The 22,577-nt window shown below is 67.2% G+C and carries 22 protein-coding genes; 12 read left to right on the forward strand and 10 right to left on the reverse strand.

The window, feature by feature from the left end:
- Window positions 1-163 precede the first annotated feature (163 nt).
- The 3 genes from mdoH to CVV76_RS06240 are packed head-to-tail and all read right to left on the reverse strand — an operon-like array spanning window position 164 to window position 3,758.
- Entirely contained in the window at window positions 164-1,966 is a 1,803-nt protein-coding gene (gene mdoH, locus CVV76_RS06235; protein ID WP_102223746.1) for a glucans biosynthesis glucosyltransferase MdoH, read from the reverse strand.
- On the reverse strand, window positions 1,966-2,181 hold the full coding sequence (locus tag CVV76_RS24620; RefSeq protein ID WP_146010252.1) for a hypothetical protein: 216 nt from the start codon (window positions 2,179-2,181) through the stop codon (window positions 1,966-1,968). The genes mdoH and CVV76_RS24620 overlap by 1 nt, the downstream gene beginning before the upstream one ends.
- Window positions 2,178-3,758: a glucan biosynthesis protein gene (locus tag CVV76_RS06240; protein WP_102223808.1), complete on the reverse strand. Its 1,581-nt coding sequence runs from the start codon at window positions 3,756-3,758 to the stop codon at window positions 2,178-2,180. Before CVV76_RS06240 ends, CVV76_RS24620 begins: the two co-directional genes overlap by 4 nt.
- Before the next feature lie 474 nt (window positions 3,759-4,232).
- Here CVV76_RS06240 and CVV76_RS06245 point away from each other — a divergent pair, with 474 nt between their 5' ends.
- The 7 genes from CVV76_RS06245 (at window position 4,233) to CVV76_RS06275 (ending at window position 11,790) form a co-directional block, all read left to right on the forward strand.
- Entirely contained in the window at window positions 4,233-4,952 is a 720-nt protein-coding gene (locus tag CVV76_RS06245; RefSeq protein ID WP_102223747.1) for an HAD family hydrolase, read from the forward strand.
- Window positions 4,949-5,908 (forward strand): sugar-binding transcriptional regulator, encoded by a 960-nt coding sequence (locus CVV76_RS06250; RefSeq protein ID WP_102223748.1) that lies wholly within the window; start codon window positions 4,949-4,951, stop codon window positions 5,906-5,908. The genes CVV76_RS06245 and CVV76_RS06250 overlap by 4 nt, the downstream gene beginning before the upstream one ends.
- A gap of 148 nt (window positions 5,909-6,056) precedes the next feature.
- Entirely contained in the window at window positions 6,057-7,382 is a 1,326-nt protein-coding gene (locus CVV76_RS06255; RefSeq protein ID WP_102223749.1) for an ABC transporter substrate-binding protein, read from the forward strand.
- A gap of 79 nt (window positions 7,383-7,461) precedes the next feature.
- Complete coding sequence (locus CVV76_RS06260) at window positions 7,462-8,334, forward strand: carbohydrate ABC transporter permease (protein ID WP_102223750.1); 873 nt, start codon at window positions 7,462-7,464, stop codon at window positions 8,332-8,334.
- Window positions 8,335-8,346: 12 nt separating this feature from the next.
- Window positions 8,347-9,177 (forward strand): carbohydrate ABC transporter permease, encoded by an 831-nt coding sequence (locus CVV76_RS06265; protein ID WP_102223751.1) that lies wholly within the window; start codon window positions 8,347-8,349, stop codon window positions 9,175-9,177.
- 16 nt (window positions 9,178-9,193) lie between these two features.
- Window positions 9,194-10,198, forward strand: a complete 1,005-nt coding sequence (locus CVV76_RS06270) for an ABC transporter ATP-binding protein (protein WP_102223752.1) — start codon at window positions 9,194-9,196, stop codon at window positions 10,196-10,198.
- A 140-nt stretch (window positions 10,199-10,338) separates the two neighbouring features.
- Entirely contained in the window at window positions 10,339-11,790 is a 1,452-nt protein-coding gene (locus tag CVV76_RS06275) for a mannitol dehydrogenase family protein (protein WP_102223809.1), read from the forward strand.
- Between the two features lie 119 nt (window positions 11,791-11,909).
- Here the strand turns inward: CVV76_RS06275 and CVV76_RS06280 are convergent, their stop codons facing one another.
- On the reverse strand, window positions 11,910-12,122 hold the full coding sequence (locus CVV76_RS06280; protein ID WP_146010253.1) for a hypothetical protein: 213 nt from the start codon (window positions 12,120-12,122) through the stop codon (window positions 11,910-11,912).
- 429 nt (window positions 12,123-12,551) lie between these two features.
- Here CVV76_RS06280 and CVV76_RS06285 point away from each other — a divergent pair, with 429 nt between their 5' ends.
- Both CVV76_RS06285 and CVV76_RS06290 read left to right on the forward strand, forming a co-directional pair.
- A complete protein-coding gene (locus tag CVV76_RS06285; RefSeq protein WP_102223754.1) occupies window positions 12,552-12,725 on the forward strand; it encodes a DUF1328 domain-containing protein in 174 nt (57 codons plus the stop codon).
- A 105-nt stretch (window positions 12,726-12,830) separates the two neighbouring features.
- Window positions 12,831-13,025: a PLDc N-terminal domain-containing protein gene (locus CVV76_RS06290; protein WP_102223755.1), complete on the forward strand. Its 195-nt coding sequence runs from the start codon at window positions 12,831-12,833 to the stop codon at window positions 13,023-13,025.
- Between the two features lie 210 nt (window positions 13,026-13,235).
- Here CVV76_RS06290 and CVV76_RS06295 read toward each other — a convergent pair whose 3' ends face one another.
- Window positions 13,236-13,433 carry a CsbD family protein gene (locus CVV76_RS06295; RefSeq protein ID WP_102223756.1) on the reverse strand — a complete coding sequence of 66 codons (198 nt, stop codon included), beginning with the start codon at window positions 13,431-13,433 and terminating at the stop codon, window positions 13,236-13,238.
- 181 nt (window positions 13,434-13,614) lie between these two features.
- Here CVV76_RS06295 and CVV76_RS06300 point away from each other — a divergent pair, with 181 nt between their 5' ends.
- Entirely contained in the window at window positions 13,615-14,691 is a 1,077-nt protein-coding gene (locus CVV76_RS06300) for an AI-2E family transporter (protein WP_158243106.1), read from the forward strand.
- A gap of 69 nt (window positions 14,692-14,760) precedes the next feature.
- On the opposite strand, the gene CVV76_RS06305 is transcribed toward CVV76_RS06300, so the two are convergent.
- The 4 genes from CVV76_RS06305 to CVV76_RS24920 all read right to left on the reverse strand — a co-directional run bounded on the left by CVV76_RS06305 (window position 14,761) and on the right by CVV76_RS24920 (window position 18,922).
- On the reverse strand, window positions 14,761-16,098 hold the full coding sequence (locus tag CVV76_RS06305; protein WP_102223758.1) for a phospholipase D-like domain-containing protein: 1,338 nt from the start codon (window positions 16,096-16,098) through the stop codon (window positions 14,761-14,763).
- A gap of 156 nt (window positions 16,099-16,254) precedes the next feature.
- Complete coding sequence (locus tag CVV76_RS06310; protein WP_233192735.1) at window positions 16,255-18,090, reverse strand: sensor histidine kinase; 1,836 nt, start codon at window positions 18,088-18,090, stop codon at window positions 16,255-16,257.
- An 86-nt stretch (window positions 18,091-18,176) separates the two neighbouring features.
- Window positions 18,177-18,752, reverse strand: coding sequence for an RNA polymerase sigma factor (locus CVV76_RS06315; RefSeq protein ID WP_102223760.1), 576 nt, complete (start codon window positions 18,750-18,752; stop codon window positions 18,177-18,179).
- Window positions 18,749-18,922, reverse strand: a complete 174-nt coding sequence (locus CVV76_RS24920; RefSeq protein WP_158243107.1) for a NepR family anti-sigma factor — start codon at window positions 18,920-18,922, stop codon at window positions 18,749-18,751. The genes CVV76_RS06315 and CVV76_RS24920 overlap by 4 nt, the downstream gene beginning before the upstream one ends.
- A 96-nt stretch (window positions 18,923-19,018) precedes the next feature.
- Here CVV76_RS24920 and CVV76_RS06320 point away from each other — a divergent pair, with 96 nt between their 5' ends.
- A complete protein-coding gene (locus CVV76_RS06320) occupies window positions 19,019-19,828 on the forward strand; it encodes a response regulator (protein WP_102223761.1) in 810 nt (269 codons plus the stop codon).
- A 214-nt stretch (window positions 19,829-20,042) separates the two neighbouring features.
- Here the strand turns inward: CVV76_RS06320 and CVV76_RS06325 are convergent, their stop codons facing one another.
- Window positions 20,043-20,501 carry a hypothetical protein gene (locus CVV76_RS06325; protein ID WP_102223762.1) on the reverse strand — a complete coding sequence of 153 codons (459 nt, stop codon included), beginning with the start codon at window positions 20,499-20,501 and terminating at the stop codon, window positions 20,043-20,045.
- 141 nt (window positions 20,502-20,642) lie between these two features.
- Between CVV76_RS06325 and CVV76_RS06330 the strand changes: the two genes are divergently transcribed.
- Window positions 20,643-21,374, forward strand: a complete 732-nt coding sequence (locus CVV76_RS06330; protein ID WP_102223763.1) for a Crp/Fnr family transcriptional regulator — start codon at window positions 20,643-20,645, stop codon at window positions 21,372-21,374.
- The last annotated feature ends 1,203 nt before the right edge of the window (window positions 21,375-22,577 follow it).

The raw sequence follows: 22,577 nt of genomic DNA on the forward strand, positions 1-22,577 counted from the left end.
AGCGCACCTCACGCCGCGTAACCGATGCGTGAGAGTGGCGTGATGAAGGCGCGGTTGCCATTCCCATGGCATGGGCGTCCCGGGGGGAGGGGAGGGCGCTGCCCGGGCCCCGCGCTGGTCTGCGCAGGGGGCCGGGCTGCTGTATCTTCGGAAGGGGGGCTGTTCAGCCGACCGCAGCGGCGCGGGCGGGGGCGGCTTCGACGCGTTCGGCGTCGGCCTCCCAATCGGCATGGATCGCCCGGGCGGCCTTGACTACCGGCGCGGGGGCCATGTCGGCCGGGGTGAGGAACAACGACCCGGTCAGCCGGCGCGAGGACCACGCGATCAGCACCGGGGCCAGCACCATCGGCGCGAAGACCGGGGTCATCCACAGCGTCAGTTCCGGCAGGAAGAAATAGAGCGCGACCAGCCCGACCGCTCCGGTGACCGAGATCCAGCCGCTCGCGGCCCAGCCCTCGACCATCGACAGCCGGCCCTCGCCGCGCTGGTTGGCAGGCCAGCCGCCATCGCGGCCCGACAGCACCTGAAGCACCGCCTTGCCCTGGAACATCAGCATGACCGGCGCCAGAAGTGACGACAGGAGCAGCTCCGAGAAGAACGAGGCGAAGGCCCAGAACGCGCCGCCGAAGCCGCGCGCCCGCCCGTCTAGCGTTGCTTTCACCCAGATCAGCAGCTTCGGCAGGACCAGAAGGCCCACCACCCCGATTGCCAGCCCCACGATCTTCTTGGTCTGGTCGTCGGGGAATACCGGGAACAGCTGGTGCGCCAGCGGGAAGTAGTTCGGCCGGCCGACATACAGCACCGAGAGCGCCGAGACGATCAGGAATGCGCCCCAGATCAGTGACGACAGATAGGCGAGGATCCCCTGGATGAAGACGAACCGGTGCCAGAACCGCAGCCCCGGCGCGTTCACGAGGCGCGAGTGCTGCAGGTTGCCCTGCGCCCAGCGGCGGTCGCGGCGCGCGTAGGAGATGATGTTCTCCGGCCCTTCCTCGAACGATCCCTGAAGGTCGTCGTCCAGCCGCACGATCCAGCCGTTGCGCGCCAGCAGGGCGGCTTCGACGTAGTCGTGGCTCAGCACCGGGCCGCCGAAGGGCGGGGGGCCCGACAGTTCCGGCAGGCCGCAGCTTTCGGCGAAGGCGCGGACGCGGACGATCGCGTTGTGGCCCCAGAACGGCCCCGTGGCGCCCTGCATCTGTGCAAGGCCGCGCGCGAAGACCGGCGCGTAGAACGCGGCCGAGAATTGTTGCGACCTGCCAAAGGCCGACCGCGCCTCGATGATCTTGGGCAGGGTCTGGAGCAGCCCGAGGTTCGGTTCCGCCTCCATCCGCCGGATCATTTCGGCGATGGTGGCGCCCTCCATCAGGCTGTCGGCGTCGAGGATCACCGCGAATTCGTAGGCGCCCCCGTAGCGGCGCACGAATTCCTCGATGTTGCCGGCCTTGCGCCCCTCGTTCGAGGTGCGGCGGCGGTAGAAGATGCGCCCCTCGCCGGAGCCGGCAGCGCGGCACTCGGCCAGAAGACGCGCGAACCAGAAACGCTCGCGCTGGCCCACGGCCTCGTCTCGGCTGTCGGAGAGGATGGCGAAGTGCACCTGCTCCTCAAGTCCCGCCGCGATGATCGAGGCATCCATCGCCGCCACGCGCGAAAAGGTGGCGACCGGGTCCTCGTTGCAGATCGGAACCATCACCACGGTGCGTGACGGCTGCGCCGGCCGCGGACCCTCCGGCGGTGGCGCCGCCGGGCGGCTGACCAGCCCGAGAAGCGCCTGCGCGGCGCCCCAGGCCAGCCAGGACGTGGTGATCAGGATCAGGAAGGCGCGCAGGAGATCGAGCATGTCGATCCCGTCGGTCTCCGACGCCTGCAGGATGAGCCCGCATGCGCCCACACCCATGACCGCGGAAAACGCCAGCGCGACCGTCCGCGCCAGCCGCGACGAGCCGTCGGCGGGCAGGCGTGCGGGCATCAGGGCTGGCCTTGCATCCGGCCGCCGAAGAACGGCAGGCGCAGGCGCTGCGAAGCACCGCGCGCGACCGAACGTTCGATGATCTGTTTAGGCATTGCCATCGGGGCCGCGGGCGGTGCGAAATCCGCCGCGAGGTCCAGATCGCTTGTCATGTTCGTGGAGGTGGCCCCTTGCGCATCGGCCGGGGCAGAAGTGACAGCAGCAGCAGCAATCATTCCTTGATCCATTGATAGAGCCAGGTTTCAGTCAACGTGCGCCCATATCCTTCGATCACCGCGCTAAGCTCGATGATCGTGCCTTTGGACGCTGATACATCAACGACCAAACGCCATGTATTGGTTCCCTCGATTTTTGAGAGGGTCTGCTCTTCTACCTTCCCCTTGGCGACTGCCAGGTTGGTCTTCAGTTGTGCATCGGCCGGCAGATTTCCAAGCAGCCCGCCTTCGAAGTCCACAACAAATTTTCTTGTGTCAGCCTTGGGTTTAGACCCCGCCACGCCACCGTGACCGGTGCGCGTCCGCTTGACATAGGCAAGCGTGTGATCGGACGGCAGGGGCAGCATGCCCCAGTTCAGCCGATAGGCGAAAGTCAGCGCATCGCCGGCCTTCGCCGGCGCGGCCGGGATCCAGAAGGCGACGATGTTGTCGTTGGTCTCGTATTGCGAGGGGATCTCGACCAGCCGGACCATGCCCTTGCCCCAGTCGCCCAGCGGTTCGACCTTGAGCGAGGGGCGCTTCTGGTACTGGGCCTGGGCGTCCAGGTAATCCGGCCAGGCGCGATCGCGCTGCATCAGCCCGAACGCCTTGGGGTTCTCGGACGACAGGTAGGAGCTTGCGAGCTGCGCCGGGTTGTTGAGCGGGCGCCAGTAGCGCTCGTCCCCGCCATCGTCGAGCAGGAGCCCGTCGCTGTCATGAACTTCGGGGCGGTAGTCGTTGAAATCGCCCGGATCATTGCCGCCGAACAGGTACATCGACGTCAGCGGCGCGATCCCCAGCTGCTGGATATCGGCACGCAGGAAAAGCTGCGCGGTCACGTCCATCGTGGTATCGGCGCCGGGCGTCATCACGAAGCGGTAGGCGCCTGTCAGCGACGGGCTTTCCAGCGCGGCGTAGATGGTAACGCTTTCCTGCCCCGGTGCCGGCTTCTCGAGGTAGAAATCGGTGAAGACGGGGAATTCCTCGGAGCCCGAGATCGCCGTGTTCACGGCAACGCCGCGCGCCGAAAGCCCGTAGACGTTGCCGCGCCCGAGGCCGCGGAAATAACTCGCCCCCAGGAACGATACCATCTCGTCGAACTTGTCGGGCCGGTTCATCGGCGTGTTGATGCGAAAGCCCGCCACGCCGGGCAGGGTGCCGGTCTTTGGAAGGTCCGCCTTCAGGCCGGGATAATACTGGAAATCCTGCGCTTCGAAGACGATCGGCCGCGCCTTGCCGGCGTCAACCTCGTAGAGCTCGACCGGGGTCTGGTAGAGCCAGCCGAGGTAATACGCCTCGACCCGGAACAGCTCATCCTTGTCCTGCCAGCGCGCCTTGTCGCGGCGGAACTGGATGTGCTGGTAATCGTCGTAGCTGAGCTTGGTCAGCGTCGTGTCGGTAAGCTTGCGCTCCTGATAGGGCTTGGCGGCGCGCGCCTTCATCTCCTGGGTCAGGATGTCGTAGGAGAACGGCCGCACGCCCGCCACCTGATCGGGCGGCGTCGCGGGTTCGGCCGGCGTCGTGGCGGGCGGATTGGCCGTCGCCGCCGGGGCCGGGGCGGTCTGCGCACGCAGCGCGCGCGGCACGGCCCCCGCCATCACGGTGGTGGCGGCGAGAAATCCCAGAACGCGACGGCGCCCCGGTACGAATTGGCGATCGGGAAGGAACGAATCAGGCAGCGTCTTCAAGGTGTCTATCTTTTCGGCAGCAGGCATTCGCGCCACATTGCGCCAAAGCACGAAAAGGTCAAATGCCGCCGTGCGGCATGGCCGATTTATGCCGAAAGAACGGGGGTTTCCTGCCACACTGCCCGTTTCTTGTGCGTCGGCGCGCCGAACCCGACGGAAGGGGGCCGCCGCGCACAATCGCGTCATCGTCGCGCGATCTACCCTGGGGCGACTCCGCCCTTATGTACCCCGCATCGAGTGCGCCGATGGGCGTTCGGATCTTGCTGCCCTCGTGCAGTGCGGCGCGGGGCTGGCTTCGGGGGGCGGGGTTCCGGCGCCGTCGACCCCGGGCTTGAGGCTGCCCCGCGTGGCTTCTATCGTCCCGGCCGAGAAGGAGGGGCGGTCATGGACGAGGCGAGCAAGGGGAGCGGGGCGGGGATCGACCTGGTGATCTTCGATTGCGACGGGGTGCTGATCGACAGCGAGGTGATCAGCGCGCGAATGCTGATCGCCGAACTGGCGGCGCATGGCGTGACGATCGACATGGCCCATGTCGCGCGGCATTTCCTCGGGCGGTCCTACCCGGTGGTCCTCCAGAACGTGCGCGAGACCTTCGGCATTGATCTTCCTGCCAGTTTCGAGGCCGATTACCGTGCCCGGCTTCTGGCGGCTTTCGACCGCGATCTCAAGGTGATGCCGGGTGTTTCTGAAGTGATCGACGGGCTGCGAGTGCCCTATTGCGCGGCGACGTCCTCCAGCCCGCCACGGGCCCGGCACTCGCTCATGCTGACCGGCCTCGCGGCGCGGTTCGAGGGGCGGATCTTCACGGCGTCCGAGGTGGCGCGGGGCAAGCCGGCGCCGGATCTCTTCCTTCACGCGGCGGCGCGGATGGGGGTGGCGCCCGCGCGGTGCCTGGTGATCGAGGACAGTCTGATGGGCCTGCGCGCGGCCCGCGCGGCGGCGATGCCGGTGGTCCATTTCACCGGTGGCAGCCACATGGCGGGCGTCACGCTGCCGGAAGACGAACCTGACCCGGACGTCACCCTGACTGGATTTGCGGGCTTTTTCGTGCAATTCCCGGAACTGGCCAATCCCGACCTGTCCCGAACGGAGTCCGTCACGTGAACAAGAAACCCGCCCTCGACCCGGAGGACCGTGCGACCGATGCGGCGGCGCGGGCGGGGTGGCTCTATTACGTTGGCGGGCTGACACAGGACCAGATCGCGGCAGAGCTGGGCGTGTCGCGCCAACGGGCGCAGCGGCTGGTGTCGAAGGCGATGTCCGAGGGGCTGATCCATGTCCGGCTGGAACACCGCATTGCCCGTTGCCTTGCGCTCGAGGCCGCGCTGAAGGCGCAGTTCGGGCTGCAGACGGTGCGCGTGGCGCCCTCGCTCGGGCCCGGGGTCGACCCGGTGCGCGGCCTCGCCCCGGTGGCGGCAAGCGTGATGGAACGGTTCCTGCGCCAGCCCGACCCGCTGATCATCGCGCTTGGGACCGGCCGGGCCCTGCGCGCCATGGTCGAAGAACTGCCCAAGATGTCGTGCGAACAGCACAAGCTGATCTCGCTGATCGGGAACATCGCGCCGGACGGCTCGGCCTCGAACTACGACGTGATCATGCGCACGGCCGACACGGTGCGGGCGCCGCATTACCCGATGCCGCTGCCGGTGATCATCGACGACCCCGAGATCCGGCGGATGTTCTATCAGCTGCCGCAGCTCAAGATCGTGGCGCGGCTGGCGGCGCAGGCCGACGTGACCTTCGTCGGGGTCGGCCACATGACCGACAGCGCGCCGCTCTATGTCGACGGGTTCATCTCGGCCCGCGACCTGGCCGAGCAGCGCGCGCTCGGCGCGGTGGGCGAGATCGCCACCTGGTGCTTCGACGACCGAGGCCGCTACATCGAGGAGGGCCTCGCCCAGCGGGTGGGGGGGCTCAAGGCCCAGTGCAAGGCCGGCGGGCAGGTGATCGGAATCGCTGCGGGACAAGACAAGGTTGTTCCGCTGGCGGCTGCACTCGCCGGTAAGTTGCTCGATGGCCTGCTGACCAGCGAAGAGACGGCAGAAGCCCTGCTCGGCTGAGATTTTCCTAACTGATTGATCCTGAAAAGGATTGTTGCGCTCGCCGCAGCGCGGCGGATTTTTGCGTTGACACAGTACCACAGTTTGGTGAGCATATGCCCGCGACCTGGGCATATGCTCAGGACACAAAGTAAATGGGAGGATTCCGATGACCGTACGATTCCGCGCCCTCATGGGGGCGTGCGCCGTCGGCATGTTCGCGACCGGGGCTGCGACCGGGGCGATGGCCGAAACGACGATCACCGTCGCGACCGTGAACAACGGCGACATGATCCGGATGCAGGGGCTGACCAGCGAATTCGAGAAGGCGCACCCCGACATCAAGGTCAAATGGGTGACGATGGAAGAGAACGTCCTGCGCCAGAAGGTGACGACGGACGTGGCCACGCACGCCGGCAACTACGACGTCATGACCATCGGCAACTACGAGGTTCCGATCTGGGCCAAGCAGGGCTGGCTGCTGCCGCTGAACTTCCCCGACAGCTATGACACCAAGGACATCCTGCCGGCGATCCGGGGCGCGCTGACGCTCAAGGACAAGCTTTACGCCGCGCCGTTCTACGGCGAAAGCTCGATGACCATGTACCGCACCGACCTGATGAAGAAGGCCGGTCTGGAGATGCCCGAGAAACCCACCTGGGCCTTCATCGCGAAGGCCGCCAAGGCGATGACCGACAAGTCGGCCGGCGTCTATGGCATCTGCCTGCGCGGCAAGGCCGGCTGGGGCGAGAACATGGCGATCCTGACCGCGATGTCGAACTCGTTCGGCGCGCGCTGGTTCAACGAGAAGTGGCAGCCGCAATTCGACAGCGCCGCGTGGAAGGACACCATGTCCTCCTACCTCGACCTGATGAAGAACTACGGCCCGCCCGGCGCCTCGTCCAACGGCTTCAACGAGAACCTCGCGCTGTTCCAGCAGGGCAAATGCGGGATCTGGATCGACGCCACCGTCGCCGCCTCGTTCGTGACCGACCCGAAGAACTCCAAGGTCGCCAAGGACGTGGGCTTTGCCATGGCGCCGCACAAGGACGGCGTGAGCAAGGACGCCAACTGGCTGTGGTCGTGGAACCTGGCGATCCCGGCGGGCACCAAGAAGGAGAAGGCCGCAGAGACCTTCATCGAATGGGCGACCTCGAAGAAGTACACCGAGCTCGTGGCGTCGAAGGACGGCTGGGCCAACGTGCCCCCGGGAACGCGTACCTCGCTCTACAAGAACCCCGAGTACGCCAAGATCCCGTTCGCGAAGATGACGCTGAAGTCGATCGACGCGGCTGACGCGACGCACCCGACGGTCGACCCGGTTCCCTACACCGGTGTCCAGTTCGTGGCGATCCCCGAGTTCCAGGGCATCGGTACGGCGGTGGGCCAGCAGTTCTCGGCCGCGCTGGCGGGGTCGGAGACCGGCGAACAGGCGCTTCAGAACGCCCAGTCGCTGACGACCCGTGAAATGACGAAGGCCGGCTACATCAAGTAAGCCGCCCGTTACCGCGCGGGACCGGTTCTTCCCTTCCGGTCCCGCGCACCCTTTACGCCATAGGTTCAGGGAGGAAAGAATGGCGACCCAACATTCGCGCGCGGCCGCGCGGCTGATGATTTCCCCCGCGGTGATCTTGCTGCTTCTGTGGATGATCGTCCCGCTGGCGATGACCGTCTACTTCTCGTTCCTGAACTACAACCTGCTCATGCCCGGAGCGCACAACTTCATCGGGTTTGAGAATTACAAGTATTTTGTTACCAATCCTGCCTTCATCACCGCGTTGATCAACACGCTGGTGCTGGTCGGGGGCGTCCTCCTCATCACCACGGTCGGCGGGACACTGCTGGCGCTGCTTCTGGATCAGCCGGTCTGGGGGCAGGGGATCGTGCGCATCCTGGTGATTGCCCCCTTCTTCGTGATGCCCACCGTCTCGGCGCTGGTGTGGAAGAACATGTTCATGAACCCGGTGAACGGCCTGTTCGGCTGGATCGCCACCTCCTTCGGGTTCGCGCCGTTCGATTTCCTGTCGCAGGCGCCGTTGTTCTCGATCATCCTGATCGTGTCGTGGCAATGGCTGCCCTTCGCCACGCTGATCCTTCTGACCGCGCTGCAATCGCTTGACAGCGAGCAGGTCGAGGCGGCCGAGATGGATGGCGCCGGGCCCTTCGCGCGGTTCTTCCATATCACGGTGCCGCACCTGTCGCGCGCCGCGACCGTGGTGATCCTGATCCAGACGATCTTCCTGCTGTCGGTCTTCGCCGAGATCCTGGTGACGACGAACGGCGGCCCGGGCAATGCCTCGACCAACCTCACCTACCTCGTCTATGCCCAGTCGCTCCTGCAATTCGACGTGGGCGGCGGCTCCGCCGGCGGCATCATCGCCGTCATCCTCGCCAACATCGTCGCGATCTTCCTGATGCGGATGATCGGCAAGAACCTCGACGCCTGAGGAGGGGGGAACATGGCCCGCAAGGTAACCACGAAACGCCGCATCACGGTCACGGTGATCGCCTGGATCATCGCGCTCCTGATCTTCTTCCCGATCCTCTGGACCTTCCTCACCTCGTTCAAGACGGAAGGCGAGGCCGTGGCGACGCCGCCGCACTTCTTCTTCTTCCACTGGACGCTCGAGAACTATCTCGAGGTCAGCGAGCGGTCGGATTACGTCCTCTACTTCTTCAACTCGGTGGTGATCTCGGTCGGATCGACGATCATCGGGCTGATCATCGCGATCCCGGCCGCCTGGGCCATGGCCTTCGTGCCGGGCAAGCGGACCAAGGACGTCCTGATGTGGATGCTCTCGACCAAGATGCTGCCCCCGGTCGGCGTTCTGATCCCGATCTACCTGATCTTCAAGAACACCGGCCTGATGGACACCCGCACCGGCCTTGTCATCGTCATGACGCTGATCAACCTGCCGATCATCGTCTGGATGCTCTACACCTACTTCAAGGAAATCCCCGGCGAGATCCTCGAGGCCTGCCGGATGGACGGTGCCACCCTCAAGGAAGAGGTCCTGTACATCCTCACGCCGATGGCGGTTCCGGGGATCGCCTCGACCCTCCTCCTGAACGTGATCCTCGCCTGGAACGAGGCCTTCTGGACGCTGAACCTGACCGCGGCCAACGCAGCCCCGCTGACCGCCTTCATCGCCAGCTACTCCTCGCCGGAGGGCCTGTTCTACGCGAAACTCTCCGCCGCCTCGATGATGGCCATCGCGCCGATCCTCATCCTGGGGTGGTTCAGCCAGAAACAACTCGTCCGCGGCCTGACCTTCGGCGCGGTGAAGTAAGAGGAGATCCCGAACAATGGGTCAGATCACCCTTTCCAAGGTCGTCAAGCGCTTCGGCGACGTCGAGGTCATCCCGCCGCTGGATCTTGAGATCAACGAGGGCGAGTTCGTGGTCTTCGTCGGGCCGTCGGGCTGCGGCAAGTCCACCCTGCTGCGCCTGATCGCCGGGCTCGAGGACGTGACCGACGGCCATATCTCGATCGACGGCCAGGACGCGACCGAATTGCCGCCGGCCAAGCGCCGCCTCGCCATGGTGTTCCAGAGCTATGCGCTTTACCCGCACATGTCGGTGCGCAAGAACATCGCCTTCCCGCTTAAGATGGCGAAGATGGACCAAGCCGAGATCGACAAGCGTGTCGACGGGGCCGCCAAGGTGCTGAACCTCGGCGATTACCTTGACCGCCGGCCGGGGCAGCTTTCGGGCGGCCAGCGTCAACGGGTGGCCATCGGCCGCGCCATCGTGCGCGAACCGGCGGCATTCCTCTTCGACGAGCCGCTCTCGAACCTCGATGCCGCGCTGCGCGTAGGCATGCGGCTGGAGATCTCGGAGCTGCACGCCCGGCTTCAGACCACGATGATCTACGTCACCCACGACCAGGTCGAGGCGATGACCATGGCCGACAAGATCGTCGTGCTTCAGGCCGGAAGGGTGGAGCAGGTGGGCTCTCCGCTGGAGCTTTACCGCGCGCCGCGGAACCTCTTCGTCGCGGGCTTCATCGGATCGCCCCGGATGAACTTCATCACCGGGGCCGAGGCCGAGGCCCATGGCGCCACGACGATCGGGATCCGCCCAGAACACATCTCCATCGTGCCCGAGGGCGGCACCTGGACCGGTAAGGTCGTGGTGTCCGAGCATCTCGGCTCCGACACCTTCCTGCATGTCGACATCGAGGGCCGGGAAGAGCCGATGACGGTGCGCGGCGATGGCGAGGTGCCGGTGCGCCACGGCGACACCGTGCAGCTGAGCCCGGACGAGACCAAGATCCACCGGTTCGACGCGAAGGGCCTGCGGATCGAGTGATCCGCGGGGCCCGTCCCGCCACCGGACTACCGAAACGCGTGCATGCGCGGCCCCCTGCGGAGGCCGCTGCGGAACGGATGAGCTGAGCGATGGAAGGAACTGAACTCATGGACAAACTTTCGCTCGAAAGCCTCGGGGAGCTGAACCCGCAGGTGTCGCGTCCCTCCTACGGGCGCGATGGCCTTTCGCCGGGGATCGTGCATATCGGCGTGGGCAATTTCCACCGCGCGCATCAGGCGGTCTATCTCGACCGGCTGTTCGAGAAGGGCCTCGGCCATGACTGGGCGCTGGTCGGTGCCGGCGTGCGCAGTGCCGACGGTGCGATGCGCGAGCGTCTTCTGGGGCAGGACCTTCTGACCACGGTGGTGGAGCTGGCACCCGAAGGCCACCGCGCCCGGATCACGGGTTCGATGATCGACTTCGTGCCGATCGCGCCCGACAACGGCCCGCTGATCGCCGCGATGGCGGCCGAGACCACGCGGATCGTGTCGCTGACGGTGACCGAGGGCGGGTACTACCTCGACCAGCACGGCCATTTCGATGGCTCCCACCCCGACATGGTGAAGGACGCGGCCAATCCCGACGCGCCCGCCTCGGCCTTCGGCGCGATCCTCAAGGCGCTGAAGATCCGCCGCGCGGCCGGCCTTCCGCCCTTCACTGTGATGAGCTGCGACAACCTGCCGGGCAACGGCCATGTCGCGCAGAACACCATCGTCGGGCTGGCAAAGCTTTTCGACACCGCCTTCGCCGAGTGGGTGGCCGAGACGGTGGCCTTCCCGAACGGCATGGTCGACCGCATCACCCCGGCCACCGGCAACCGCGAGATCGCGCTGGTGGCCGAGGAATTCGGCGTGGACGACGCGGCGCCGGTGCTGTGCGAGCCCTTCATCCAGTGGGTGCTGGAGGACAACTTCCCGCAGGGCCGCCCGCCGCTGGAAGAGGTTGGCGTGACCTTCACCGATCAGGTCCATGCCTTCGAGATGATGAAGATCCGCATCCTGAACGGCGGGCATGCCGTCATCGCCTATCCCTCGGGCCTCCTCGGGATCACCTACGCGCACGAGGCGATGCAGGACGAACAGGTCGCGGCCTTCCTCCACAAGGTCGAGGTCGAGGAGATCGTGCCGCACGTTCCGCCGGTGCCCGACACCTCGATTCCCGACTACCTGACGCTGATCGAGACCCGTTTCGCCAACCCCGACATCGGCGACACGATCCGCCGCCTGTGTCTGGACGGGTCGAACCGGCAGCCGAAGTTCATCGTGCCCTCGGTGCGCGACAACCTTGCCAACGGGCATGTGCCGAAGGGCCTTGCGCTGCTGTCTGCGCTCTGGTGCCGCTACTGCGCCGGGGTCGACGAGAGCGGTGCCGAGATCGCGCCGAACGATCCCGATTGGGCGCAACTTACCGGGCGCGCGATGGCGGCCAAGGACGATCCGGCCCAGTGGCTCGCCATGCGCGAGGTCTATGGGGCGGCGGGCGAGGATGCGGGCTTTGCCGCGGCCTTCGCCGAGGCGTTGACGGCGCTCTGGGCCGACGGGACCCGCGCGGTGCTGGCGCGCTACCTTTCGGACAAGCCGCTGAAAGGCTGAACGCCGCGGGGTCGATCCGGCCGAATCCCACTCACCGGACAACAGAGGGCCCGGTCGCCATGGGGGGCGCCGGGCCTTCGCATTTCATAGGGTGCGGATGCTTTCGGTCGAGCGGGGCGTCAGCTTCCTGCAGAGGCGAGGTGCAGCGTCGCGGGGGCCGTGTCGCCAAGGTCGGCCATGCGCGCCTGCGGCTGTGCCGGGGCCTCCTGGCGGGCCTGAATCCCGGGATTCATCACCGGCGAGGCACCGTCCGAGAGCAGGCTGAGTGTGCCGAGAAGCAGGGTTGTCCCGGTCATGGCGCCAAAGGCTGTGATCATCAGAGCAGCTTTCATAGGTCGTCTCCCCGTTCGGCGGACTATCCAGTCGGCGGATCATGGCCTATCAACGTGCGCCCGCCCGCCGAGGTTCCGTCGCCTGTGGGCGCGTTCGGGTCAGGCCCGTCACCGTGGTATGGAAAACACGCCCGCTACCGGTTCGCGTGACGACGGGCCGGACTGGACGCGCCGTTGGGATCGTCCGCCGCGGCCGGGGGCGGCGGGTGAAGAACCGCACGCTGAAATTCCTGGAAATCTTTCCGATGCCAAGGTGCGGGTCTGGACGGAAGAGATCCGGTATATCGCTCGCATGCACGCGCGCGCGAGGGGCGATCCGCGCGCGCCGCCGGGAAGCGCAGAGGGAACCGCCGGGCCGTTCCGACGTTTACCTGACATCGCAACACCGGGACAAAAGTCCTCGCTGTCAGTCACCTAGAGGAGGTTACCATGCTTGGTTGGGCCGTTACCTTTCTGATCATCGCTCTCATCGCCGCGGCGCTTGGCTTCGGCGGCATCGCCGGCGCCTCGGCCGGGATCGCGCAGATCCTGTTCGTCGTGTTCCTGATCCTGTTCGTCGTCGCAATGGTCGCCCGCGCGGTGCGTGGCCGTCCGCCGGTCTGATCCGGCTTCCCGCGACGCGGGGCAAGAGAGACACATCGCGAAACAGGGCGGCCGCCTCGGCAGCGCCGGGCGGCCGCCTTCGCATCTGCAAACGGGAGTTCTGACATGTTCATCCTCAGCACCATCGGGTCCCTGATCATCCTGATTCTCGACATCGTCGCGATCGTCTCGGTCATCGGATCTTCGGAAAGCTCGCTCTCAAAGCTGATCTGGGTCCTCGTGATCCTGTTCCTGCCGATCCTCGGCCTCGTCCTGTGGCTGGTTATCGGGCCGCGCAGCGGACGCGCCAGCGCGATCTGAACCGGCTTCAGATCCGACACAGGTGAAGGGCGCCCCGCGGCGCCCTTTTACATGTCCGGGATTTCCATGTCCGGGGTTTGCGGGTTCGGGATGTGCATGTCCGCCTGCTGATGCTGCAGCGCGCCCGGGGGCACTCAAGAGAGCCGGGCAGGGCGCAAGCAAAAGGGGCGCCCGCAGGCGCCCCGCAACGTCGGTCAGATCGGGATCGGCTCAGTTGGAGCCGAGCCATTCGTCGATCTGTTTCTCGGCCTCTTCCTTGGTCTTGCCGTACCTCTCCTGGATCTTGCCGGCAAGGACTTCGCGCCGTCCATCGACGCTGGCAACGTCGTCATCGGTGAGGTCGCCCCATTTGGCGCGGACCTTGCCCTTGAGCTGTTTCCAGTTGCCTTCCATCTGGTCCTTGTTCATCGCTTTCTCCTTTCATCAGAGGCGATTGCATGTGCGGGGGATGACGCGCGAGACGTCGGAAAGTTCCGGCCTGCCGGTGGGATTGCCGCCCCTTGGGCCGCTTTTCGCCGGGCCGGAACCGGCGCCGCGGCGCGGACGTTTCACATCATTGCCTCACGCGAGGCGCAGGGAGGAAACCGGGGTGGCACGAACGGAAACGCTGGCGCAGGTCGCGATCATCCTCGTTGGGGTCGTGGTCGTTTTCGCGGCGCTGCACATCGTCGGCGACGTCTTCGCGCCGATCGCGCTGGCGCTGGTCACTGGGGTCGTACTGTCGCCGGTGTCAGACTTATGCGATCGCCGCCACCTGCCGCATGCAGTGGGCGCGACGCTTACCCTCTGCCTCACCCTGGTCGTGCTGTCGTGCTTTGCGCTCCTGTTCCAGCCGGCGATCGAGCAGTTGGTGAAGGAGGCCCCCAAGGTCATGCACGATGTGCGCGACGCGGTCGAGGCGATGCGCTCGCTGCTGCAGGGGCTGGGCGAGGTGTCCAAGGACGTGAGCCAGGCCATCGCCCCCGCCGCCAAGGCGGCCGAGGAGGGCGGAAAGCAGGCCGCCGATACGGGCGTGAAGATGCCCGACCTCAGCAGCGCGCTTATGATGGCGCCGACCATCGTCAGCGGCTTCATGATCTTCGTGGGCGCGCTGTTCTTCTTCCTGCTGACGCGGATGGAGATCTACGACTGGGCCGCCCGCCGGCTGTTCAAGCCCGAGGAGCGGGGGCGCGCGGTCGTCAAGATGCGCGCCGCCGAACGCCGGGTCGCACGGTACTTCATGACCATCAGCGTCATCAACGCGGGGCTCGGCATCTGCACCGGCGTGGCGCTGCAACTGATGGGGCTGCCCCAGGCGATGAGCTGGGGGCTGATCGCCTTTGTGCTGAACTTCATTCCCTACCTCGGGCCGGGCCTGACGCTGGTCGCGCTGATCTACGCGGGGGTTGCCTCCTTCGACGGGGCGAACGCCCTGCTGCCCGGCGGGGTCTACATCCTCCTCATCGTGGTCGAGAGTCAGTTCGTGACGCCGACGATGGTGGGCAAGCATGTCGCGGTGAACCCTCTTCTGGTGTTCCTTGCCCTGATCTTCGGGTTCTGGCTCTGGGGGCCGGTCGGGGGCGTCGTGGCGATCCCGCTGCTGCTCTGGGGGCTGGTGCTTGCCGGCGCGCTGCCGGAGGTGGAGCCGGACCTTGCCGTCCCGCCGAACCGCCAGGCCGCCGAATGAGCGGATCGCGCACGGGCAGGAGCTGAGTGTGCCGCTGTCGCGCGCACGTTCCCAGGCGTCGCCGCCCGATCAGTTCAGGGGATAGGGCCGCATCCGCCCGCCGCCGCTCTCCGCCCGGGCCTTCCACAATGACACCACGGACGTGCCCGCGATCGGCGCTGCGGTTGCGGTGCGGGCCATCCAGTAGGCGCCGACACGGCCCGCGATTTCCCCGATCTCGCGCATCGTGCGGATGTAGAGGCCCGCCTCGGTGTCGACATGGAGCGCCTCGGGCGTGAGGTCGGCCGAGCCGAGGAGCGCGGCGCGCCTGTCGAAGATTGCCAGCCGTTGCCCGGCCGGACTGATCGGCACGGTCGCCTGTCCCGCAAAGAAACGGTTGCCATAGGCCCGCGCGAGCTGACGCAGCGCGTCGGTCTGGGCGGCGGGCGGCGCACCGGCGGGGCCGCCGTTCGCCGCCCCCTCGCCCGGCAGCATCACGATCAGGCCTAGCCCAGGCCGCGCCGCCGCGGCCGCGGCCAGGGCATGGACAAGCTTGGGATCGGTCAGGCGCCGGGTCTCGATATAGATCAGGTCCTCGGCCCGGCGGGCCAGCGCGGCGTGGGCGTTTGCGATGTCCGAGCGCAGCGCGACAAGGCCGCCAGGCCGCCGCGACGGACAGGTCAGGGTGCGCAGCAGGTGGCGATGCGTCCCCGGATCGGCACGCCCGGCGCTGACCTCGGCGAAATGTTCGAGATGCGCCTGCGCGTCGGCGGCGGAGGTGCCCTCGCGCACGAGCCGCAGGCCATAGCCCGCGGCGGCGGGGTCGCTGTCCGGGCCGCCGAGGATCAGGCTGTGCCGGTCGACCACCATCAGCCGGTGATGATGCCGGGCCGCGGCCAGCGGCGGCAGCAGCGTGCGCCGCAGCCGGGGGGCAGGGCCGTCGGCGCCCGTGAGATGGGGCGCCAGCCCCGGCATGTCGAGCAACGCCTCGGCCCGCGCCTCGGGCGTCATCGACCCCAGCAGGGCCAGCGTCGCGCGCATCTGCCGGCGCTGGCCGGCCCAGCGAGCACCGACGCCCCAGCCGGTCCGCGTCACCGCGCCCAGCCGCGCCGGATGCATCAACGTCGAGATCCGGAGCCGCTCTCCCGCCCGCGGATTGGCGGCGCGCAGGCGGCGGGCGCAGGCGTGGGTGCGCTGGTGAGCGCCGGCATCGGCGAACGGGTCGGTGTCCGACAGCAGGAGGTTGACCTGAACCCCACGCCCCAGCGTGTGCGAGACGAGCGCGCCCCAGTCGGTGCCGACCCGCTGCGCCTGCGCGCTCAGAAGGGGAAGATCAGGATCAAGGCGGGGCAGCGCCAGCCACACCTCATGGCGCGCCTGAAGAAAGGCGCGCTCATACGCTTCGTTGGCTTCGTCGCCGGTGAGCATGACCCTCACCACGCCCGGCAGCCTTCTGCACCTGCTAGCACCGTCATTCCCAGTCCATTAGCCCAAACCCTGAACGTGCACAGTCGGCCCCGGGTTCCGCCTCGGCTGGAAAAATCTATCCGTGCCCGGAACGCGCCTGTTTCGTGGCGCTTCCGGTCAGGGCTTGCGTCGGGGGAACACCCCCGAAATATCGGCGGCCGAGGCCCGAAGGCGGGCACGGTCGGCCTCTTCGGTGGTGCTCGATGCGGTGGGCGCATCGGGGCGGCTCTCGGGTGCGGAGGGCGGTCCGGCGGGGGGCTGTTCCTCTGCGGCGGAACTGCTGCCGGCCTCGCCCCGGGTCAGCGGCGTCACCGAGAACTGAAGGTCGAGGCGGTAGGTGCCGTCGCTCTGCCCGGTTTCCATCTTCCCGCCAAGCTGCTGCGCGAAGGCCCGGATCAGGTGCGAGCCGAAGCCCGAGGGGCCGTCGAGCGCGGGGGGCGCTTCCTCGGCGTCGGGGATATCCTCGGGGAGGGAGTTCTCGACAAGCAGCCGGGCCCCCGTTCCCGCTTCGCGGGTGAGCGAGACCGACAGCTTCGGTTCGGCCCCCGGGGCGGCGGCGCCCGCGTATTTCATCGCATTGGTCAGCGCCTCGGTCAGCAGCAGCGACAGCGGCACGGCCTGGTCGGGGGTCAGCAGGATGTCGGCAAAGTCGGTCTCGACCTCGAAGCGCCGCTCGTCCCCGGTGGAGAAGCTGAGCACCTGGTTCACGATCCCCGACAGAAGCTCATCCGCGCGCACGTCGCTGACGCCCGAGGTGAGGTAGAGCCCGCGGTGGATCGTCGCGAGGCTCATCACCCGGTCCTGCAGGTTCTTCATGATGCCCTTGACCTCGGGCGATTTCTCGCGCCGCATCTGCAGGTTCATGATCGAGGCGATGAGCTGGAGGTTGTTCTTGATCCGGTGATGGACCTCGCGCAGCAGCACCTCCTTCTGGTGCACCGCATCCTCCAGCTCGGCCTCGTCGCGCAGGATCGTCTCGGTCATCCGCTCGAAGCTTTCCTCGACCTCGCGGATTTCCAGGGGGGCGGCGCCCTTGCCGGGCAGGGGCACGACGCGGCTGCCGCTGGCGAAGGCGCGGATCGCGTGGCGCAGGCGGCGGATGTGACGCAGCACCAGAACCTCGGCCGCCATCCATGCGGCGAAGAGGCTGACGATGGCCATCAGCGCAGGCAGGATCAGCGGGGGCAGGCGGGTCAGCGCGCCCTCGCCCTGGCCATAGCTTCCGGGCCAGGAAGACAGGGCGTAAAGCTTGCCCACCACGATCGGCACCACGGCGAAGATCCGGCGGTGGCCGTTGGCGTCGGTCGCAGTGAAGGCGATCGACCGGTCGCCCGCCAGCGTCTTCAGCGCCCGGTCTCGCGGCAGGTATCGCTTGTCCTTCTCGTATCCCTTGGTCGAGGTGAGCACGTTGCCGTCGCTGTCGAAGGTGAACAGCCGCAGCGACGGCGGCACGCCCGAACTGTCGGCGGCCCCGGCCTGGCTGACCTCGAGCGCGTGCTGCGGGATCGACAGCACGATGATGCCGCTGCGGCGGCCGTCACTGTGTTCCACCGGATTGACGACGACCAGAACGCCGGTGCCCGAGACCGGCCCCTCGTGGTTCACCTCGAAGGTCGGCCCGGGTTCCTTGATCGCGTCGCGGAAGTTGGAGCTGCCGGTGAAATCATGGGTCAGACCCGAGCCCGAGCAGGTCATCACGCCGTTCGTGGGGATGAAGCCCACCAGCGTGTAAAGCGGGTTGGCGCGGGCGAAGCGGGACAGGATCTCGTGGCACTTCCCGGGGTCGTTGTCGACTTCGGACACTGCCGAGGCAAGTGTCGCCGCCGCGCCCTGGGCCCGCAGGATGTGCTGCAGGACGGGCGAGGCGACGCGCACCGTGTCGCCAAGGATCGCGGCCTCCGCCCGGCTTTGCGCCTCGTGGCTCAGCGTCAGTGTCTGCACCGCAGAAAGCATCGCGAGGGGAAGGATCCCCAGCGCGAGCAGAAAGGTGATGCGAAATCCTAGTCGCCCCGTAAGCCGGCGCAAAGCCGCCAGACGCATCAGGCGGCCGGGATCGCTGCGCGTCCAAGCACCGCAAGGGTCTCGCCCCCGGCGGCCGACAACACGTCCTCGCCCTCTTCGAGGCCCATCAGTTCGGACAGCCGGGCGCGCGCGCGGTTGGCGCGGCTTTTCACCGTGCCCTTGGCAACGCCCATCGTCTCGGCCGCCTCCTCGTAGGAAAAGCCCTCGGCTCCGACCAGGACCAGCACCTCGCGGTGCTCGGGGCTGAGCTGGGCAAAGGCCTTGGAGAATTCGCCGAAGGCCAGTCGGCCGTCATGCGCGGGTTTCTCGACGAGGCTTGCGGCATGCACGCCCTCGCTGTCCTGCACCTCGCGCCGGCGCTTGCGTCGGTCGGAATAGAAGGTGTTGCGCAAGATGGTGAAGAGCCAGGCCTTGAGGTTGGTGCCGGGCTGGAACTTCTCGATGTTGGTCCAGGCCTTGACGATCGTGTCCTGCACGAGGTCGTCGGCGGCGGTGGAATCCCGGGTCAGGCTGACCGCGAAGGCCCTCAGCGACGGCAAGTGGTCGGCAAGGGCGGTGCGGGGGTCTTCGTGACGCTCGCTCGCCGCGGTCATTTCGCAGACTCCTTGCCGGCGGGCATCTTGCCGCTCAATTCGTTCAACAGGTCGCGGAAACGGTCGGGAACCTCGCGCTCGAGTTCGCGCTCATAGACTCGCCGCAGATTTTCGTCGATCTGACGGCGGAGATTTGCCCGTTCCCCGTCGGAGGCCGTGTTCTTTGACATGATCCGCTCTATATTGCTCGATGACACATTATTCTTGGAACCTAACGTCCCCGATGGCGTTCGGTTCCAAGAAAATGAGACGCGGAGGCAACAAATATGAGTTCCGACGGGCAAGACGATCTCGCAGCTGGTGTTGCGGCGAACCTTCCCTATCTGCGCCGTTACGCGCGCGCCCTGACGGGCAGCCAGGATGCGGGTGACCGCTATGCCGCGGCCACCCTCGAGGCGATCCTCGCCGACAGCTCGATGCTTGCGGGCACGCCCGCCCGTGTCGGCCTGTTCCGGGCCTTCCATGCCGTGTGGTCGAGCGCCGGCGGCATGGTCGACGAGCCCCCGGAAAGCCGGGTGATGGACGTCGCCCAGAAACGCATGTCGTCGCTGACCGCCAACACCCGCGAAGCGCTGCTTCTGCATTCGGTCGAGGACTTCAGCCACGCCGAGGTCGGCCAGATCATGCAGGTCACCGAATCCGAGGCGAAAGAACTGATCGAGATCGCCATGCGCGAGATGGAAGGGGCGCTGTCGGGCAAGGTCCTCGTCATCGAGGACGAGCCGATCATCGCCATGGACATCGCCTCGATCGTCGAGAGCATGGGCCACGAGGTGACCGGCAACCCGCGCACCCGTGCCGAGGCGGTCAAGATGGCCAAGGCGAACCGTCCCGACCTGGTGCTGGCCGACATCCAGCTAGCCGACAATTCCTCGGGCATCGATGCGGTGAACGACATCCTGGCCGAATTTCCGGATCTGCCGGTGGTCTTCATCACCGCCTTCCCGGAGCGCCTGCTGACCGGCGAGCGGCCCGAACCGGCATTCCTGATCTCGAAACCCTATTCGGAAGAACAGATCTGGTCGGCCGTCAGCCAGGCCATGTTCTTCTCGTCGACGGAGACGCTCGCGGCCTGAGCTTCGGCCTTCAATCCTCTGTTGCAGAACAAAAAATACCCCCGGTGCCGAAAGGCGCCGGGGGTTTTCAGTTTGGGGGCGCAGGGCCCCCAGGGGATGTTCTATGGTATAGGGGCCGCGCGTTCCGCTGCCGGCACCCTTGTCTGGGCGCTGTCCGGAACGCGCGGCGGGCCGCCGCGTCCTCTCCCCCCGCGGCAGCCGGTGCAGGCCGCGATCAGCTTGTCACGGCCCGCAGGTGCGACATCAGCACGGCGCGGTTGAACGGCCGGCGCAGCACCGGAAGCCGCCCCGGGGGCGCCTCTTCCGCGGCATCGCCCAGAAGGACGACGCTTGCCCCGCGCCGCGAGATCTCGGTTTCAAGGGTCGATCCGGCATAGGCGTCCGGCCCCTGTGAGACAAAGGCCTGTTCCAGCCGCTCGTGGGGCATCAGCCGCGCCTCGGCCTCGTCCGGCGTATTCGCGGCGAGAACCTCGGCGCCGGGGTGCAGTTCGTGGATCGCCTCGGTAAGGTCCATCCGGATCACCATGTCGGCCAGCACCACGAGGTAGATCGGGTTGCGGGCCTTCTGGCCGACCGCGCAGGCGGCTGGGTGTGTCGCCGACGGCGGCAGGGCCGGGGGCGCTGACGTGTCCGGCAGGCCGGCCCCCCGGTAGGGTTCGTCATAAAGTAGCATCGCGCCAAGTCCTGTCTCCTCCCGACGCGAATCGGAAGGGTTTGCGACTGTTTCGGGGATTGGTTCGAGTGCCGAGCATGGAACCATTGAGCCAGGCTGGCAATTACCTGCGACATAGGACCCTCGAAAAGGATTGCCGCCATGAGCAAGGTCGACTGCACCCGCTGCCCGCTGCGCCGACGCAGCCTGTTCGACGAGATGTCAGAGACCGAAGTCGAGTTCATGCGCGGCTTCAAAGCGGGAGAGCTTCAGATCTCGGCCGGCAGCACGATCGTGATGGAGGGGGCGAATTCGCCCCAGCTGTTCACCGTGCTCGAGGGCATGGGGACCCGTTACAAGACACTCGAGAACGGCCGTCGCCAGGTGGTGAACTTCGTCTTCCCGGGCGATTTCATCGGGCTTCAGGCCGGGCTGATGGGCGAGATGAAACATTCCGCCATGGCCGCGACGGAGATGAAGCTTTGCGCCTTCAACCGCGACGAGTTGTGGCGGCTGTTCCGCAACCATCCCGACCGGGCCTACGACCTGACCTGGATGTCCGCGGTGGAGGAGCATTTCCTCGGCGAGACCCTCCTGACACTGGGCCAGCGCGACGCCGAGCAGCGCATCGCCTGGGCGCTTCTGCGGATCTTCCAGCGGTTGCAGGCGGTGGGGCTGGAAAAGGACAGCGTGGTGCCGATGCCGTTCCGTCAGCAGGATCTGGCGGATTCGCTCGGGCTGTCGCTGGTGCACACCAACAAGACGCTGGCCCGGCTGCGCCAGCGCGGTCTGGCGCGCTGGACCGAGGGGTCGCTGAAGGTGGCCAAGCCGGACGCGCTGGCGAAGGTGGGCCTGACGGATGCCGACAAACCCGAGCGGCGCCCGCTGATCTGATCTGCCGGAGGGCGGGCATAGGCGTAAAGCGTGTGTTCGCCGGCGAAGCGGCGCGGAAACACCTGCGCCGGCCTCCGGCCCGGCAGGGCGGTATAGCTGATACGGAACGCCGCCCCCGGCGCAAGTTGCAACCCCAGCGCCGCGTCGGCCCGGTAATGCTGATCATAGATCCGCGCGTTGGGTAGTGCCGCGCGCAGCAGGCTGACCCCCTCGTTCGTGGCAAGCGTGGCATCGGTGGCTGACGCCCATGTCGCGACCCTCTGCGACGGGGCTGCGGCCCGGGGATCGGGCGCAGCCGTCAGGGCAAGACCGGCGGCGCCCAGTCCCATTACCGGCCCCATGACGATCCGCGCCGGAAGGCCGGGCAGCTGCAGCCCCCAGATCACAGGCCCCAGCACCAGAAGCGGCGCAAGGTGGCGCAGGCTCTCGGGGTTCTGAAAGCCCCAGGTCCAGAGCGCATGGCCGACAAAGCCCGCTCCCGTCGCCCATCGCGCAGCCCGATCCTGGTGCCCGCCCCGTCGCAGCGCCAGCAGGGCCCCCAGCGCCAGCAGCCCGAGAAGCAGCCAACCGCCGGGGATCCTCTGCACCGTCTCCGGCCAGGTGGCGGGGCGCGGAAGGTCCGAAAAGGGGGTGTTGCCCCAGATCAGCGCGTGCCCCTCGGTGAAGCGCAGCCCCTCGCGCAGGTAGAGCGGTTCATGGATCAGCAGGAAAGCGGCAACCGGGGCGATCACCAGCGCAAAGCCCGTGCCGAGCCCGCGCCACAGCGCAGGCTGCGCGGCAATCGCCCCTCCGGCCACGGACAGGATCAGAATCGCGTCCGATGGACGGCAGGCCGCCGCCCAGCCGAGCGCGATCCCGGCAGGCAGAGCACTGGAAGGCAGAGCGCTGGAAGGCAGAGCGCTGGAAGGCAGAGCGCTGGAAGGCAGAGCGCTGGCACGAAACCCTCGGGCACGCCAGCCGTGAGACGGCGCGCGCCCGCGCGGCAAGAGGGCCAGGAAGACCAGCACGAACAGGATCCCCGCGCCGTCCGTAAGGCGGCTGAGCGCGAGGTCCGGCATCAGCGGCTGGCCCAGCACCGCGAGGAACACCGCCAACGCGGCCCCGCTGCGCCACGGCGCCACGCCATGCTGCCGGGCCACGACGAGCGCGGAAACGGCCGGCAACGCCAGCGCGATCGCCGCGGCGAGCAGGGCCATCGCGGCC

The organism is Acidimangrovimonas sediminis, assembly GCF_002871005.1.
Lineage (GTDB): Bacteria > Pseudomonadota > Alphaproteobacteria > Rhodobacterales > Rhodobacteraceae > Acidimangrovimonas > Acidimangrovimonas sediminis.

Excerpts from the sequence above, each read along its gene's own strand:
- mdoH (WP_102223746.1), bottom strand. The coding sequence starts at position 1,966 with ATGCCCGCACGCCTGCCCGCCGACGGCTCGTCGCGGCTGGCGCGGACG.
- CVV76_RS24620 (WP_146010252.1), bottom strand. The coding sequence starts at position 2,181 with ATGATTGCTGCTGCTGCTGTCACTTCTGCCCCGGCCGATGCGCAAGGG.
- CVV76_RS06240 (WP_102223808.1), bottom strand. The coding sequence starts at position 3,758 with ATGGCGGGGGCCGTGCCGCGCGCGCTGCGTGCGCAGACCGCCCCGGCC.
- CVV76_RS06245 (WP_102223747.1), top strand. The coding sequence starts at position 4,233 with ATGGACGAGGCGAGCAAGGGGAGCGGGGCGGGGATCGACCTGGTGATC.
- CVV76_RS06255 (WP_102223749.1), top strand. The coding sequence starts at position 6,057 with ATGACCGTACGATTCCGCGCCCTCATGGGGGCGTGCGCCGTCGGCATG.
- CVV76_RS06260 (WP_102223750.1), top strand. The coding sequence starts at position 7,462 with ATGGCGACCCAACATTCGCGCGCGGCCGCGCGGCTGATGATTTCCCCC.
- CVV76_RS06265 (WP_102223751.1), top strand. The coding sequence starts at position 8,347 with ATGGCCCGCAAGGTAACCACGAAACGCCGCATCACGGTCACGGTGATC.
- CVV76_RS06270 (WP_102223752.1), top strand. The coding sequence starts at position 9,194 with ATGGGTCAGATCACCCTTTCCAAGGTCGTCAAGCGCTTCGGCGACGTC.
- CVV76_RS06280 (WP_146010253.1), bottom strand. The coding sequence starts at position 12,122 with ATGAAAGCTGCTCTGATGATCACAGCCTTTGGCGCCATGACCGGGACA.
- CVV76_RS06285 (WP_102223754.1), top strand. The coding sequence starts at position 12,552 with ATGCTTGGTTGGGCCGTTACCTTTCTGATCATCGCTCTCATCGCCGCG.
- CVV76_RS06290 (WP_102223755.1), top strand. The coding sequence starts at position 12,831 with ATGTTCATCCTCAGCACCATCGGGTCCCTGATCATCCTGATTCTCGAC.
- CVV76_RS06295 (WP_102223756.1), bottom strand. The coding sequence starts at position 13,433 with ATGAACAAGGACCAGATGGAAGGCAACTGGAAACAGCTCAAGGGCAAG.
- CVV76_RS06305 (WP_102223758.1), bottom strand. The coding sequence starts at position 16,098 with ATGCTCACCGGCGACGAAGCCAACGAAGCGTATGAGCGCGCCTTTCTT.
- CVV76_RS06310 (WP_233192735.1), bottom strand. The coding sequence starts at position 18,090 with ATGCTTTCTGCGGTGCAGACACTGACGCTGAGCCACGAGGCGCAAAGC.
- CVV76_RS06315 (WP_102223760.1), bottom strand. The coding sequence starts at position 18,752 with ATGACCGCGGCGAGCGAGCGTCACGAAGACCCCCGCACCGCCCTTGCC.
- CVV76_RS24920 (WP_158243107.1), bottom strand. The coding sequence starts at position 18,922 with ATGTCAAAGAACACGGCCTCCGACGGGGAACGGGCAAATCTCCGCCGT.
- CVV76_RS06320 (WP_102223761.1), top strand. The coding sequence starts at position 19,019 with ATGAGTTCCGACGGGCAAGACGATCTCGCAGCTGGTGTTGCGGCGAAC.
- CVV76_RS06325 (WP_102223762.1), bottom strand. The coding sequence starts at position 20,501 with ATGCTACTTTATGACGAACCCTACCGGGGGGCCGGCCTGCCGGACACG.
- CVV76_RS06330 (WP_102223763.1), top strand. The coding sequence starts at position 20,643 with ATGAGCAAGGTCGACTGCACCCGCTGCCCGCTGCGCCGACGCAGCCTG.